At 70.0% G+C, this 14,727-nt stretch carries 13 protein-coding genes and 1 other RNA gene; 7 read left to right on the forward strand and 7 right to left on the reverse strand.

All coding sequences use genetic code 11. The features are described from left to right. Window positions 1-436 (forward strand): hypothetical protein (locus ACFWI4_RS09320; protein WP_387192808.1); only part of this gene is annotated, 436 nt, incomplete at its 5' end. Window positions 437-533: 97 nt separating this feature from the next. Here the strand turns inward: ACFWI4_RS09320 and ACFWI4_RS09325 are convergent. Next, the gene (locus tag ACFWI4_RS09325; protein WP_028805018.1) at window positions 534-725 is read right to left on the reverse strand and encodes a hypothetical protein; all 192 of its coding nucleotides are present in this window, start codon (window positions 723-725) and stop codon (window positions 534-536) included. Between the two features lie 301 nt (window positions 726-1,026). Between ACFWI4_RS09325 and ftsE the strand changes: the two genes are divergently transcribed. From ftsE to ssrA, 5 genes are all read left to right on the forward strand, one after another. After that, complete coding sequence (gene ftsE, locus ACFWI4_RS09330) at window positions 1,027-1,716, forward strand: cell division ATP-binding protein FtsE (protein ID WP_037619290.1); 690 nt, start codon at window positions 1,027-1,029, stop codon at window positions 1,714-1,716. Window positions 1,717-1,749: 33 nt separating this feature from the next. Further along, window positions 1,750-2,670 carry a permease-like cell division protein FtsX gene (ftsX, locus tag ACFWI4_RS09335; RefSeq protein ID WP_339129645.1) on the forward strand — a complete coding sequence of 307 codons (921 nt, stop codon included), beginning with the start codon at window positions 1,750-1,752 and terminating at the stop codon, window positions 2,668-2,670. 67 nt (window positions 2,671-2,737) lie between these two features. After that, entirely contained in the window at window positions 2,738-3,901 is a 1,164-nt protein-coding gene (locus tag ACFWI4_RS09340; protein WP_387192812.1) for a S41 family peptidase, read from the forward strand. 81 nt (window positions 3,902-3,982) lie between these two features. After that, on the forward strand, window positions 3,983-4,525 hold the full coding sequence (smpB, locus tag ACFWI4_RS09345) for an SsrA-binding protein SmpB (protein ID WP_385405223.1): 543 nt from the start codon (window positions 3,983-3,985) through the stop codon (window positions 4,523-4,525). 123 nt (window positions 4,526-4,648) lie between these two features. Beyond that, window positions 4,649-5,037: a transfer-messenger RNA gene (ssrA, locus tag ACFWI4_RS09350) on the forward strand. 77 nt (window positions 5,038-5,114) lie between these two features. Here the strand turns inward: ssrA and ACFWI4_RS09355 are convergent. From ACFWI4_RS09355 to ACFWI4_RS09380, 6 genes are all read right to left on the reverse strand, one after another. Continuing rightward, a complete protein-coding gene (locus ACFWI4_RS09355) occupies window positions 5,115-6,146 on the reverse strand; it encodes a LacI family DNA-binding transcriptional regulator (protein ID WP_387192815.1) in 1,032 nt (343 codons plus the stop codon). 2 nt (window positions 6,147-6,148) lie between these two features. Then, window positions 6,149-8,401 (reverse strand): alpha-xylosidase, encoded by a 2,253-nt coding sequence (gene yicI, locus ACFWI4_RS09360; protein WP_387192818.1) that lies wholly within the window; start codon window positions 8,399-8,401, stop codon window positions 6,149-6,151. An 11-nt stretch (window positions 8,402-8,412) separates the two neighbouring features. After that, the gene (locus tag ACFWI4_RS09365) at window positions 8,413-9,234 is read right to left on the reverse strand and encodes a carbohydrate ABC transporter permease (RefSeq protein WP_387192821.1); all 822 of its coding nucleotides are present in this window, start codon (window positions 9,232-9,234) and stop codon (window positions 8,413-8,415) included. Continuing rightward, entirely contained in the window at window positions 9,231-10,196 is a 966-nt protein-coding gene (locus ACFWI4_RS09370; protein WP_387192824.1) for a carbohydrate ABC transporter permease, read from the reverse strand. Before ACFWI4_RS09370 ends, ACFWI4_RS09365 begins: the two co-directional genes overlap by 4 nt. Then, window positions 10,193-11,488: an ABC transporter substrate-binding protein gene (locus ACFWI4_RS09375; protein ID WP_387192827.1), complete on the reverse strand. Its 1,296-nt coding sequence runs from the start codon at window positions 11,486-11,488 to the stop codon at window positions 10,193-10,195. The genes ACFWI4_RS09370 and ACFWI4_RS09375 overlap by 4 nt, the downstream gene beginning before the upstream one ends. A 119-nt stretch (window positions 11,489-11,607) precedes the next feature. Beyond that, window positions 11,608-12,882, reverse strand: coding sequence for an MFS transporter (locus ACFWI4_RS09380; protein ID WP_387192830.1), 1,275 nt, complete (start codon window positions 12,880-12,882; stop codon window positions 11,608-11,610). A gap of 83 nt (window positions 12,883-12,965) precedes the next feature. Between ACFWI4_RS09380 and ACFWI4_RS09385 the strand changes: the two genes are divergently transcribed. Then, window positions 12,966-13,958, forward strand: a complete 993-nt coding sequence (locus ACFWI4_RS09385; protein WP_387192833.1) for a LysR family transcriptional regulator — start codon at window positions 12,966-12,968, stop codon at window positions 13,956-13,958. The last annotated feature ends 769 nt before the right edge of the window (window positions 13,959-14,727 follow it).

The following is a 14,727-nucleotide window of genomic DNA, read 5'->3' on the forward strand; positions in this document are numbered from 1 at the left end:
TATCCCGACCTCGCCGGCTCCGACCGAGACGGCACCGACCTCGCCGGCTCCCACCGAGACGACGCCGACCTCGCCGGCCCCGACCGAGACGACGCCCACGTCGCCGGCCCCGACGGCCACCACGCCGACCGGTGAACCCACTGAGCCGACCGAGGACCCCTCTACCGGCAGCAGCACCACCGCTCCCGCGGGGAACGGCACGGGCGGCAACGACGCCGACCCCAACGGCGGGTCCACCACCCAGGAGGAGGGCTCCTCCGCGCTCACCGACACCGGCTCGGACGCCAAGGCGCAGGGCAAGGACGGCGCACTGGCCGAGACGGGTGCGGGTCAGACCGTGTTCCTGCTCGTCGGCGCCGCCACGATGATCGCCGGTGGCATCGGCTTCCGGCTGCTGCCGCGCCTCGCGGGCGGCCGCGGCGGTGCCGCCGCCTGACGCTCCACCCGTACGGCGAAGGGCCCGGAGCAGCTCGCTCCGGGCCCTTTACGGGTTTGCCGGTCCAAGGGGTGACGGCGGGCCGCCACCGCGGCTCTCACACCGTCTGGTGGGCCACCAGCGCCAGCGCCGCGATCAGTACGGCGAGCAGCGCGATCAACGCCATGGGGTTGAGCCCCGCGAAGGGGCTCTCCTGCTGGAGCCGCTCCCGGTTCGCGCGGCAGACGGGGCAGCGGCCCTCGCTGACGGGTGCCGCGCAGTTAGCGCATACCAGTCGGTCGTACGTCATGCGCCGGCCCTCCTTGCGACGTCTCCGCGTACGCAGCTCTCGCACGTACACGTCGCTCTCTTAACGCTGCGGCGAACGCAACCGTTCCCCTACCACTGTGCCAGGTTCCGCGGATTTCGGCGCGGCTCCCCTTCTCATGCCCCGCCCGGAGCAGCGTCAGCCCCTCGGATCGGGTGTGAATCGCGCCTCAGATCCGTGACAAATCGTGCAAGCCGCGCGCAACCGCGTCCGCCGACTGCGCTTGCACACCCGGTTCGCGTATGGTCACGCACACCTACCCCCGGCGACCCGTGGTGCACCCGTGATCCGATTCGACAATGTCTCCAAGGTCTACCCCAAGCAGACCCGCCCCGCTCTCAGGGATGTCTCCCTGGAGGTCGAGCGCGGAGAATTCGTGTTCCTCGTGGGGTCCTCCGGCTCCGGAAAGTCCACCTTCCTGCGGCTGATCCTCCGCGAGGAGCGGACCAGCCAAGGCCAGGTGCACGTCCTGGGCAAGGACCTCGCGCGCCTCTCCAACTGGAAGGTGCCGCAGATGCGCCGCCAGCTGGGGACCGTGTTCCAGGACTTCCGCCTGCTGCCCAACAAGACGGTCGCCGAGAACGTGGCCTTCGCGCAGGAGGTCATCGGCAAGTCCCGCGGCGAGATCCGCAAGTCCGTGCCCCAGGTGCTCGACCTCGTCGGCCTGGGCGGCAAGGAGGACCGGATGCCCGGCGAGCTGTCCGGTGGTGAGCAGCAGCGCGTGGCCATCGCGAGAGCCTTCGTGAACCGGCCCAAGCTCCTCATCGCCGACGAGCCGACCGGAAACCTCGACCCACAGACCTCCGTGGGCATCATGAAACTGCTCGACCGGATCAACCGGACGGGCACCACGGTCCTGATGGCGACGCACGACCAGAACATCGTGGACCAGATGCGCAAGCGCGTCATCGAGCTGGAGAAGGGCCGTCTCGTCCGCGACCAGGCGCGCGGCGTCTACGGCTACCAGCACTGATCATCGTCCACGGAAAGGTCTGAGGAAGACGCCATGCGCGCGCAGTTCGTTCTGTCGGAGATCGGTGTCGGTCTCCGCCGCAACCTGACCATGACCTTCGCGGTCGTCGTCTCGGTCGCCCTCTCGCTCGCCCTGTTCGGCGGTTCGCTCCTGATGAGCGACCAGGTGAACACCATGAAGGGCTACTGGTACGACAAGGTCAACGTCTCGATCTTCCTCTGCAACAAGAGCGACGCCGAGTCCGACCCGCACTGCGCCAGGGGCGCGGTCACCAGCGACCAGAAGAAGCAGATCGTCTCCGACCTGGACAAGATGTCCACGGTCGTGCAGAAGGTCACCTACGAGTCCGCGGACCAGGCGTACAAGCACTACAAGGAGCAGTTCGGCGACTCCCCGCTGGCCAGCTCCCTCACGCCGGACCAGATGCAGGAGTCGTACCGGATCAAGCTGAAGGACCCGGAGAAGTACCAGGTCATCGCGACCGCCTTCGACGGCCGTGACGGCGTGCAGTCCGTTCAGGACCAGAAGGGCATCCTGGACAACCTGTTCGGGCTCCTGAACGGCATGAACTGGGCCGCGCGCGCGGTGATGGCGATGATGCTCGTCGTCGCGCTGATGCTGATCGTCAACACCGTGCGCGTCTCGGCCTTCAGCCGGCGGCGTGAGACGGGGATCATGCGGCTCGTCGGCGCCTCCGGCTTCTACATCCAGGCGCCGTTCATCGCTGAGGCCTCGGTGGCCGGGCTGATCGGCGGCGGTGTCGCCTGCGGATTCCTGCTGATCGCCCGGTACTTCATCATCGACCACGGTCTGGACCTGTCCCACAAGCTCAACCTGATCAACTTCATCGGCTGGGACGCCGTGTTGACCAAGCTCCCGCTCATCCTCGCCACGAGCCTGCTGATGCCCGCGGTGGCCGCGTTCTTCGCCTTGCGCAAGTACCTGAAGGTGTGACGCATCCCAAAAGGGCCGTACCGTCAACCGACGGTGCGGCCCTTCGCGTTGTCCTAGACTCACCGGCATGTCAGGCCGTGACCTGTTCTGCGAGCCCCGCCGCATCCGCCGCGGGGCTGCCCTGACATTGGTGTTCGCGAGTGTCCTCGTCGCCGGAGCGGCGACCGGATCGTTCTCCGACCCCGCCCGCAAGACCCCGGCCCCCGCCCCCGGTTCGGCCTCGGCGCGCCACGACGAGGTCGCCCGCGCCGCCGCCCGGGCCATGGCCGACGGCAAGTCCCCCATGGAGGCCGCGGAACGGGCCGTCAGCCGCAGCGGGGACCGCTGGGGCGCCGTCTACTCCCAGGGCGAGTACGAGGAGTTCGAGGAGGCCCTGGACGGCCAGTACACCGGCGTCGGCCTGTGGGCCCGCCGCGAGAGCGACGGACGCATCGAGGTCACCCGGGTCAGCGACGGTTCCCCCGCGGCCGCCGCGGGCATCCGCAAGGGCGACCTGCTGCGCACCGTCGACGGCTCGAAGGTGGACGGCCGGCCGGTCACCGAGGTGGTCTCGTTACTGCGCGGCGACGCGCAGGACGCGACCGCCGGCACGAAGGTCTCCCTCGGCCTGGAGCGCGGCACGCGGTCGTGGAGCCGGACCCTGCGCCGCGCCCGGCTCTCCACGGACTCCGTGACCGTCGGCAGGCTCCCCGGCGGGGTCACCCTGATCAAGGTCGACGCGTTCACCAAGGGCGTGGGCGACGCCGTGCGGAGCGCCGTCGGGCGGGCTCCGGACAGGGCCGGGATCGTCCTCGACCTGCGCGGCAACTCCGGCGGCCTGGTCGCCGAGGCCGTCGCCACCGCCTCCGTCTTCCTCGACGGCGGCCTCGTCGCCACGTACGACGTGAACGGCGCCCAGCGGGCCCTGCACGCGGATCCCGGGGGCGACACCACCAGACCCCTGGTCGCGCTCGTCGACGGCGGCACGATGAGCGCGGCCGAGCTGCTCACCGGGGCGCTCCAGGACCGTGGACGGGCGGTCGTCGTGGGCTCCAGGACCTTCGGCAAGGGCTCCGTCCAGATGCCGAGCCGGCTGCCCGACGGCTCCGTCGCCGAGCTGACCGTCGGCCACTACCGCACCCCGTCGGGCCGCTCCGTCGACGGCCGGGGCATCACCCCCGACCTGGAGGCGGACAAGGAGTCGCTGGAGCGGGCCGAGACCGTGCTGAGCGGTCTCGGGGACCTTCCCTGACCCGCGAGCCGCCGACCCGGTAATCGGCTTTCCCCCGAGGCCCCCCGTAGTGCGAAAATGGCCAGCACTATGAGCAAGGGAATGTACGTACCGAAGGAGTCCCAGCCCAAGCAGGGCGGGACTGCCGCCAAGGCCAGGGACGGCGAGAAGGGCGGCAAGCGCAAGATCGTCGCGCAGAACAAGAAGGCCCGCCACGACTACGCGATCATCGACACCTACGAGGCGGGGCTCGTCCTGACCGGTACCGAGGTCAAGTCGCTGCGCCAGGGCCGGAGCTCGCTGGCCGACGGGTTCGTCCAGATCGACGGGGGCGAGGCGTGGCTGCACAACGCCCACATCCCGGAGTACAACCAGGGCAGCTGGACCAACCACTCCGCGCGCCGCAAGCGCAAGCTGCTGCTGCACCGCGAGGAGATCGACAAGCTGTCCGTGAAGTCCGAGGAGACCGGCCACACGATCGTGCCGCTCGCCGTGTACTTCAAGGACGGCCGGGCGAAGGCCGAGATCGCGCTCGCCCGCGGCAAGAAGGAGTACGACAAGCGGCAGACCCTGCGGGAGAAGCAGGACCGGCGCGAGTCGGACCGCGCCATCGCGGCGGCCAAGCGGAAGCAGCGCGGCGAGTGACGCCGCGGACGGCCCCGCGGGAATAGGCTGGCACCGTCGTGCGTCGGTCACGTACGATGGCAACGCACCCCGCAGAGGGCGCGGGTTCCTCCCCGGAGGGACCGAGCTTTGAAAAATCAACATGGGGATGATCGGTTTCGACAGCGGCTGTTGAAGCAGGGGAAGCGTGTCGAGGAAGCGGCAATGATCTCGTAAACCATATGTCGCAAAAAATAATCGCCAATTCCAAGAGCGATTCCCAGTCCTTCGCCCTCGCTGCCTAATAAGCAGTGAGTGAGGGACCCTTAATGGGTGTCAGCCCGGGAGTGTTCCCGACCCGGACCCTGGCATAATCTAGGGGACTAAACCATCGAGCCCGGTCACGGGGTTCGCTGGGAAATCAAACAGTGGCTGAGCCCGTCGGCGACTTGTTCGCGTGATCGCCGGGGCTGAGAAAATCGCAGCGAACTGCACACGGAGAAGCCCTGATTTTGCACCGTTGGACGCGGGTTCGATTCCCGCCATCTCCACTCATCCCATGTTTTAATTGAATATCGTGACGAAGGCCCCGCTGCCGAGCAGCGGGGCCTTCGTCGTTCCCTCCGGGACTTCAGCGAGCTTTTCCGCCCCCGGGAATCCCGCGTGCGGGTGCGGTGCTCGCCCGTTCCGTCAGCCGGGGAGTGAGCAGGGTCGCCTCGGGGCAGGGCGTGCCGTCCAGCTTCCCCATCAGCAGATCGACCGCCCGCGCGCCGACCTCGGCGGACGGGATGGCGATCGAGGTGACCGGGACGCGCAGGCTCTCTGCGAGCTCGTCCGGACAGATCGCGGTGACGGACAGATCCTCGGGAACCCGCAGACCGAGCTGCTCGAAGGCGTCGATCAGCGGTTCGAGGACCGGCTCGTTGTGGACGACGACGCCCGTCAACGCGGGCTGCTCGCGCAGGAGTTGCTCGGCCATCCGGCGGGCCGCCGCCGGCGAGGCCGCGCACGGACGGACGGAGGAGGCGAGGCCGTTGCGGTCGGCGGCCGCCGTGAACCCCTGCACCACCCGCTGCGCGAACGCCGTGCCCCGCACGTACACCTCGGGCGGCGAGCCGACCAGCGCGACCACCCGGTGCCCGAGCCCCGCGAGCCGTTCCACGCACAGCTCGCCGGCCGCCTTGAAGTCCAGGTCGATACAGGTGAGCCCGTCGGGCGCGGCCGGGAAACCGATGAGGACCGACGGCCGGTCCAGCGCGCGCAGCAGCGGCAGCCGGGGGTCGTGCAGCTGTACGTCCATCACGATCAGCGCGTCCACCAGCGCGGTGTCCGCGACCCGGCGCAGGCCCTCCTCGCCCTCCTCCTGGGTGAGCAGCAGGACGTCGTGGTCGTGCAGCCTGGCCGCCGTCACCACCGACACCGCGAACTGCATCACCACCGGCACATGGATGCCCGCCCGCAGCGGCACGACCAGCGCCAGCACGTTCGACCGGCTGCTCGCCAGCGCCCTGGCCCCCGCGTGCGGGCGGTAGCCGAGCCGGCGGATGCTCTCCTCGACGCGCCGCCGGGTCGCCTCGGAGATCGGCCGCTTGCCGCTGAGGGCGTAGGAGACCGTGCTCGGGGACACCCCGGCGTGCCGCGCCACATCGGTGATCTTGACCATCGCTACGCCTCCAGACCGAGGGAGAGGGAACCCGTCCCGGCGCGGGCCCGGACCTCGCGCCCGTCCGCGGCCAGTCCCCAGGGCGCGGACGGATCGGAGCAGGACGCGCGCAGGACAGTCCCCTCGCGCACGACGGTGAAGGTCACCGGACCCACCCGCACCGTGACCTCCGCTCCCGGCTCCAGGCCGTACGCGCGCAGGGTGACCCCGTCCGCGTGGTCGTAGTCGGGGCGGTCGTCCACCGCGCCGACCGGGATCACCGCGCCCGGCCGCACCAGCAGCGGCACGCTCAGGAAGCCGTGCCGCTCGCGCACCCAGCGCGGTCCGGTCACGGGCGGCCCGCCGAGGTAGGGGGTCCAGGTGCCCTCGGGCACGTAGTACGAGACGTCGCCCTCGTCGCTGAAGACGGGCGCGACCAGCAGGTCGGGGCCGAGCATGTACTGCCGCTCCAGATGCGCGCACCCCGGATCGTCCGGGAACTCCAGGACCATCGCCCGCATCATCGGCACGCCCTCCGCGTGGGCGGTGCGGGCGGCCTCGTACAGATACGGCATGAGGCCGAGCTTGAGGCGGGTGAACAGCCGCAGGACGTCGACGGCCTCCTCGTCGAACAGCCAGGGCACGCGGTACGAGGACGAGCCGTGCAGCCTGCTGTGCGAGGACAGCAGTCCGAAGGCGATCCACCGCTTGAACAGCGCGGGCGACGGTGTCCCCTCGAAGCCGCCGATGTCGTGGCTCCAGAACCCGAACCCCGACATGCCGAGGCTGAGGCCGCCGCGCAGCGACTCGGCCATCGACGCGTACGTCGCCTCGCAGTCGCCGCCCCAGTGCACCGGGAACTGCTGGCTCCCCGCGGTCGCGGAACGGGCGAAGACGACCGCCTCGTCCTCCCCGCGGTGTTTGCGCAGCACGTCGAAGACGGTCCGGTTGTAGAGGTACGTGTAGTAGTTGTGCATGCGCTCCGGGTCGGAGCCGTCGGCGTAGGCCACGTCCACCGGGACCCGCTCGCCGAAGTCGGTCTTGAAGCAGTCGACGCCCTGGTCGAGCAGGGCCTCCAGCTTGGAGGCATACCAGTCCCGGGCGGCCGGGCTGGTGAAGTCGACCAGGGCCATCCCCGGCTGCCACAGGTCCCACTGCCACACGCTGCCGTCGGGCCGCCTCAGCAGATGCCCCAGCGCCCGGCCCTCGGCGAACAGCGGCGAGCGCTGCGCGATGTACGGGTTGATCCAGACGCTGATCCGCAGCCCCTTGTCCTTCAGCCGCGCGAGCATGCCCTCCGGGTCGGGGAACACCCTCGGGTCCCAGCGGAAGTCGCACCAGTTGAACTCGCGCATCCAGAAGCAGTCGAAGTGGAAGACGGACAGCGGCAGTTCACGCTCCCGCATGCCGTCGATGAAGGAGGTGACGGTGTCCTCGTCGTAGGAGGTGGTGAAGGAGGTCGACAGCCACAGGCCGAAGGACCACGCGGGCGGCAGCGCCGGACGGCCGGTGAGCGCGGTGTACTTGCGCAGGATGTCCTTCGGGGTCGGACCGTGGATGACGTAGTACGTCAGCTCCTGCGTCTCGGCGCTGAACTGGACCCGGGACACCGCCTCCGAGCCGACCTCGAAGGAGACCCGGCCCGGATGGTCGACGAAGACGCCGTAGCCCGCGTCCGTCAGATAGAACGGCACGTTCTTGTAGGCCTGTTCGGTGGCGGTGCCGCCGTCCGCGTTCCACATGTCCACCACCTGGCCGTTCTTGACCAGCGGCCCGAACCGTTCGCCGAGGCCGAAGACCCGGGTGCCGACCCCGAGGTCCAGCTGCTCGCGCAGATAGTGGGCGCCGGCCGCGTCACGCATGATGCCCATGCCCTTGGGACCGCTGCCGGTGAGGGTGCGGCCGTGCGCGAGGAAGTCGAGGTGCCACGGGGCGGTGCGCGAGATGCGCACGGACAGGGCGCCCGAGGTCAGGGTCGCGTGGTCGTCGTCGTACTCCGTGTGCGGGGTGAACTCGCCCCCGCGCAGCCCGAACCGGGGTCCCCGCGGCTCCTCGCCCTGGAAGTGGGTGAAGGTGACGCCGATGACGCCGGGCATCGGCGCGTGGGCGCGGAGCGTGACGACCGGCCCCTTCAGCAGGTCGCCGCGGTGCCGGATGGGCTGGGTCGGCGCGTGGATCTCCAGGCCGTCCGGCCCCGAGGTCACATCCAGCACCTCGACCGGGTGGGCCGCGCTGACGCCCTCGCGCAGCAGCCAGTAACCGTCGGTGAACTTCACTCTCGTACCCCCTACTTGACTGCGCCGACGGCGATACCGCGGGTCAGGGTCCGCTGGAAGAGCAGGAAGAAGACGACGGCGGGCAGCACGCCGAGGAGGGCGGCCGCGTTCGTCATCGTGGCGTCCATCAGGCGCTGCCCCTGGAGGACGCCGAGGGCCACGGACACCGTCTGGTTGTCGTTGGAGATCAGCATGACCAGTGGCAGCAGGAACTCGTTCCACGTCCAGATGAAGAAGAAGACGAGGAGCACCCCGATCGTGGGACGGCTGACCGGGACCACGATCCGCCACAGCACCTGCCACGTGTTCGCCCCGTCGATCCGCGCGGCCTCGATGATCTCGCGCGGGAACCGTGCGAGGACGGAGGAGAGGAGATAGGTGCCGAAGGCCGTCTGGATCACCGTGAACACGATGATCACGCTGAGTCTCGTGTCGTAGAGGCCGGCCTCCTTGCTCAGGTAGTAGAGCGGGTAGACCAGCGTCTCCTGCGGCAGGGTGTTCGCGAGGACGAAGAACGCGAGCACCCAGGTGCGGCCCCTGATCCGGCCGATGCCGATCGCGTAGGCGTTCAGGACGGACAGCACCGCGGCCCCGGCCGCCACCGAGCCGGAGATCAGCACCGAGTTGAGGAGCTTCCGCCCGAAGTCGACGCGCTGCCAGAAGTCCTCGATCCCGCCGAGATAGAGGCCGTGCGGCAGGCTGAGCGGGCCGTGTGCGGAGTACTCGGCGGGCGACTTGACCGCGTTGAGGGCCACGATCGCGAACGGCAGCACCATGAACAGCGCGCCGACGACGAGCGCCACGAGCACGGGGTAACGGCGGAGGGCGGTCATGCGCGGGCCCCTTCCTCGGCGTCCTCGGCGCGGACCTGGAACCGCAGCCCGACCAGCGCCAGCGCCAGGACGATCACGGTCAGGACGGTGGAGATCGCGGCGCCGTAGCCGACCTGGGTCTTCTCGAAGAACGTCGTGAAGGAGAAGTACGACGGCACGTCGGTGGCGCCCCCGGGACCGCCCTTGGTCAGGACGTAGACCGCCCCGAACACCTTCAGCGCGGCGATCGTGCACCACAGCAGGACGACCGAGATCTCCGGGCGGATCTGCGGCAGTGTGATGTGCCAGAACCGCCGCCACCAGCCCGCGCCGTCCAGTTCGGCCGCCTCGTACAGCTGCGGGTCCACGCGTTGCAGCCCCGCCATGAAGACCACGAGCGGGAAGCCGAGCTGGACCCACACCATCACGCCCATGACGGCGTAGAGCGCGAGATCGGGGTCACCCAGCCAGTCCTGCTGCCAGGAGCCCAGACCGACGGCCTTGAGCAGTTCGTTCAGTGATCCGTTGTCGGGCGCGAGGATCCAGCTCCACACGATCCCGGCGACGGCGATCGGCAGCACCTGGGGCAGGTAGTAGCAGGCCCGGAGCACGGCCGCCGTCCGCGTCCCGAAGTGCTTGGCCACGAAGTCGAACAGGGCGGCCGCCAGGACCAGTCCGAGGGCGGTCGGTACGAGGGCCATCGCGACGACCATGGACAGGCTGTGCCGGAAGGACGCCCAGAACTCGGAATCGCTCAGCAGCTCACGGTAGTTGGCGAGTCCGGCCCACGAAGGGGTGCCGACCCCCTGCCAGTCGGTGAAGCCGATCCCGGTGTTCATCAGGAACGGCACGACGACGACGGCCGTGAAGGCCAGCGCGCCGGGCAGCAGGAACAACGCGTAGGAGGTGCGCGGGCGGCTCGGGCGACCGGCCCTGGCCTTCGGACCGGTCACCCGCCCGCCGCGTTCGGCGGTCACCGTCATTGCTGCGGTACGCCCTTGTCGTACGCCTTCTGGAGGTTGTCCAGGTAGGCGCCGGGCTTCTCGCTGCCGGTGATCAGCTTCTGCGTCTCGGAGACGAGGGTGTCGTAGAAGCCCGCCACCGGCCAGTCCGGGTAGAAGGCGAGCCCGTCACGTCCCGAGAGGGTGTTGTAGTCGGAGATCAGCGTCTTGGTCCTGGCGTCGGTGATCGCCGAGGTGTCCGCGGCCACCGGGACACCGCCCTTGTTGCCCAGCAGGTTCTGGATCTTCTTCGACATGGTGATGTCGATGAAGTCGTAGGCCAGTTCCTTGTTCTTGGCGCCCTTGGGGACCACCCACAGGTTGCCGCCGGAGCCCAGGGTGAGGTTCGAGCCCGGGAACAGGCCGGAGTCCCAGTCGAATTTCGCCTCGGACTCGAAGCGGCCGTACCACCAGCTGCCGGAGAACAGGATCGGCGACTTGCCCTGGATCCAGGAGACGCCCGCGTCCTCGGCCTTGGTGCCGCTGGAGGTCTTGGCGATGTAGCCCTTCTTCACCCAGTCGGCGAAGGTGTTCGCCGCGTAGGTCCAGGCCGCGTCGTGGAAGTCCGTCTTTCCCTTGTACAGCTCGTACTTGTCGACCCAGGAGCGGTCGGCCCTGGAGAGGGCGAGCTGGTAGAGGTACTGCTGGGCCATGTACTCGGCGCCGGAGTTGGCGAGCGGGGTGACGCCCTTCGCCACGAACTTGTCCATCGCGGAAGTCAGTTCGTCGTACGTGGTGGGCTGGGCGATCCCGTACTTCTTGAACAGGTCCTTGTTGTAGAAGACCATCGTGTACTCGGCGTAGTCGGGCACGCCGTACCACTTGCCGGAGCCCATGACGCCGTTGGCGTCGTACTGGCTGGTGGTCCTCACGCCGGCGCTGAGCTTCTTGTCCCAGCCGCGCTTGGCGGCCTCGGCCGTCAGGTCGGTCAGCAGCCCCTGCTTGGACAGGAGTCCGGCGGTCGCGTTGCCCTTGTTGTACTCCATGATGTCGGGCGCGTCGTTCGAGTTGAGGACCATGGGCGCCGTCTTCTGGATCTGCTCGAAGCCCTTCTCCTCGAACTTCACCTTCACGCCCGGGTGTTGCGCCTCGAATTCCTTGATGGCCGCGTTCCAGGCCACCCCCATCGCGCTGTCCGGCCCCTCGTAGTGCCACAGCTTCAGCGTCTTGCCGTCGGAGGAACCACCGTCGGAGCTGCCGCAGGCCGTCGCCAGCAGGGCACCCGTCAAGGTCACCGCCACCGCCGCCGCCAGACGTCTTCTTGTCGTCAACATCCACTGCCTCCAGGGGAGTTGGATGGGTACCGGACCGTCCCGCACCACTCGTCGAATCGATTCGACACGGGACGTCGAAGCGCTTCGACGGGGGAAGGTAGGGGGGTGCCGCGAACAGGTCAATGGGTTGAACCGGAATTGTGGACGCGGTTCGACGGGTCGGACAACGGGGTGCGGGCCGGGCGGACCGCGAGGCGCGTCCTCGCGCCCGGCACGGCGATCGCCAGCGCGGTCGCCGCCGCCGCGACCGGGACCGCGAATCCGGCGGCCGGCGACAGGTGCTCGGCCATCCAGCCGCCCGCCGCCGAGCCCCCGGCTATCCCGCCCAGCAGACCGGTCACCGCGAGCGTCATGCCCTCGTTCAGCCGGCCCTCGGGGGTGCGCCGCTGGACCAGCGTCATCCCGGTCACCATCGTCGGGGCGGTCGCCATGCCGGCCACGAGCAGCGCACCCGCGAGAACCACGAGCGAGCCGGTGAGCCGGACCGCGAGGAGGGGCAGCGTCAGCAGGACCGCCATCGCGCCGACGCACACCGCGTAGCGCCGCGCCGCGAGCACGTCGGTGCGCAGCGGGGCACCGCGCCGCATCGCGCCGAACACCAGACCCGCCCCGCACGACCCGGCCGCCTGGAGGGCGAGCACCACGCCCGCCGCGGAGGGGTGTCCCCGCTCGTCCGCGAACGCGATCGTCGCCACCTCCATCGCCCCGAACACCGCGCCGGTGGCCAGGAAGGAGAGGAGCAGCGGAGGCATTCCGGGCGCGAGACCGGGCGACCCGGAGACCGCGGCCCGCCGGGGCGGCGGCTGCGTCGAACGCTGCGCGGCGAAGAGCAGGACGCCCGTCATCAGCAGCGCGCACCCCACGAGCATGCCCGCCTCCGGGGCCACCGCCCCGCACAGGAACGCCGCGAGGACCGGGCCCAGCATGAAACAGAGCTCGTCCACGGCCTGTTCGAAGGAGTTCGCGGTGTGGAGCGCCGCCGCGTCACCCCGCAGCAGATGCGCCCAGCGCGCCCGGGACATACCGCCGGTGTTGGGGGTCGTGGCGGTGGCGGCGTACGCGGCGAACAGCGCCCAGTCGGGCGCGCCGAAGCGCACGCACGCCACCAGCCCCGTCCCGCCGAGCAGCGCGAAGGCGGTCGCGGGCACGGCCACCCGGGCCTGCCCGTACCGGTCCACGAGCCGCGCGGTCCAGGGAGCGACCACGGCCGTCGTGGCGAGCCCCGTCGCGGTGACGGCACCGGCGAGCGCGTACGAGCCCCGGGCGCCGGCGATCATGATGACCGCGCTCACGCTGAACATGCCCATGGGCAGCCGGGCGACGAGGTTCCCGAGAGTGAAGGCGAGGGCGCCGGGCAGCGCGAACAGACGGCGGTACGGGGTGAGCGGTGACATGGGTGAACCGTCGCCCGGCGCCCAGGGAACGGTCCAACACTTACCCCGTCGCCATTCACGCACCTGCGTTGTAGATTCACGTGATGCCAGGTCAACGCCCCTTTCCCGGTCATCTCGACCTCCGTCTGCTGCGCGCCTTCCTCGCGGTGGCCGAGGAGCTGCACTTCACCCGTGCCGCCGCCCGCCTGTACGTCGCCCAGCAGTCCCTGAGCCGTGACATCCGGCGGCTGGAGCGCGAACTCGGGGCGGAGCTGTTCGTCCGGACGACCCGGCAGGTGACACCGACGGTGGACGCCGAGCGGCTGCTGCCGTACGCCCGCCGGGTGCTGGAGGCGCACGACGCGCTGCTCGACGCCTTCGGCCGGCCCGGCGGCGAGGAGAGGCCGCTGCTCGTCGACGTGAACACCGCGGGTCTGGTCTCCAGCCGCGTCCTCGGCCGGGCGCGCTCCCTCGCCCCCGGCAGCGAACTGATGGCCCGTTACGAGAGCGGGCTCACGGGCGCGGCCGCGGACATCCTGGCCGGGCGGCTCGACGTGTCGTTCGGACGGTTCGCGGGACTCGACCCCGCGGTCAGGGCCCGCCTGGAGCAGCGGCTCGTGCGCTACGAGCCGATGGCCGTCGTCCTGCCGGAGGACCACCACCTCGCCGCCCTGGACGCGGTTCCGCTGTCCGCGCTCGCGGGCGAGACGGTGTACGCGGGGGCGGGGAACCCCCGGACCCTGGAGTGGACCGACCTGGCACATCACCTGTTCGAGGGACGGGGCATCAGACTCGCGTCACCCGCACCGGTGGCCGTGGGCGCCGAGGAATTCCGGCGGATCATGGCGAAGCGGCGGATTCCCGTTCTGGCCGTGGTGGAGTTTCCGGCCATGCCCGGCTCGGTGTCGAGACCCCTGATCGACCCCGTTCCCCTGTCGCCGGTGTCACTTGTGTGGCGCAAGGGACTCGCCCATCCCGGGATCGATGCGCTCATACGGGCCGCCGCCGAACTCGCGAGCGAAGAAGAGTGGCTACTGAGTCCCCAGGAAGGGTGGATTCCAGCCACTGATGCTCTTGTCTTCACTCCCCGTGCATAAGTCGTAGCGCAGGGGTCCCCTGCTTGCGCTACATTCTTCGTCCGGGCGGGATGTGATATTGGGGCGTTTGGGGCGGGCGGGGGCCCGGTCTAGACGGTATCGACAGTATGTGCCCGGAGTTGTCGCGCACCCGTGAACCGTCCCCTGAGGGGATGCTCGTGCGCGCAGGTAACTGGCGGAAAGACGCCCGGCCGGCTGAGCGCAAAAACGATCAGCCGGGCAGATCTCGGGCCGACCCGTCACCGGGGCGACACGTCGGGGCGAGGTGCGCCCGGCCGACGCCCGGCAGAACGAATCGCGTGGCCGGAATTGGGAGTTGGCATCAGTCCAGAGCGTGGGGAACGCGCCGAACGAGCAGTCGGCGGACGTCCCGAGCGAATCCCGGAGCCGGAGGCCGAACTGCTCGTCGGCCGTTTGGCGGAGACGGAAGTGCTGCCCGGCCGTCGGCCCGAGACGGGGCCGGCGTCCGAGCGGGAGCCGATGGCGTGGCCGGGCTCCGGCGGCACGGCGACGGTGAGGCCGAGGCCCCTGGCGCGTACGTCCCCGGCCCGGTTCCACTTCACCGACGCCCCCTCCGCCAAGGGCGGGCCGCACTCCCGCGGCGGGGTGGTGACCGAACGGCTTCCCGGAGGGGCGGCGGACAACTCCGTTGCACCGCCCGGTTCCTGGGACACCTCGGACCAACTCGCGGACGGCCGCGACCCGGACGAGGTCCTGATCGAACTCGGCGGCGCGGACCCCGGGTTGAAGGGCCGACGGGGCCGAGCGG

Source organism: Streptomyces sp. NPDC127038 (genome assembly GCF_042725875.1).
In the GTDB taxonomy this organism is placed as follows: domain Bacteria; phylum Actinomycetota; class Actinomycetes; order Streptomycetales; family Streptomycetaceae; genus Streptomyces.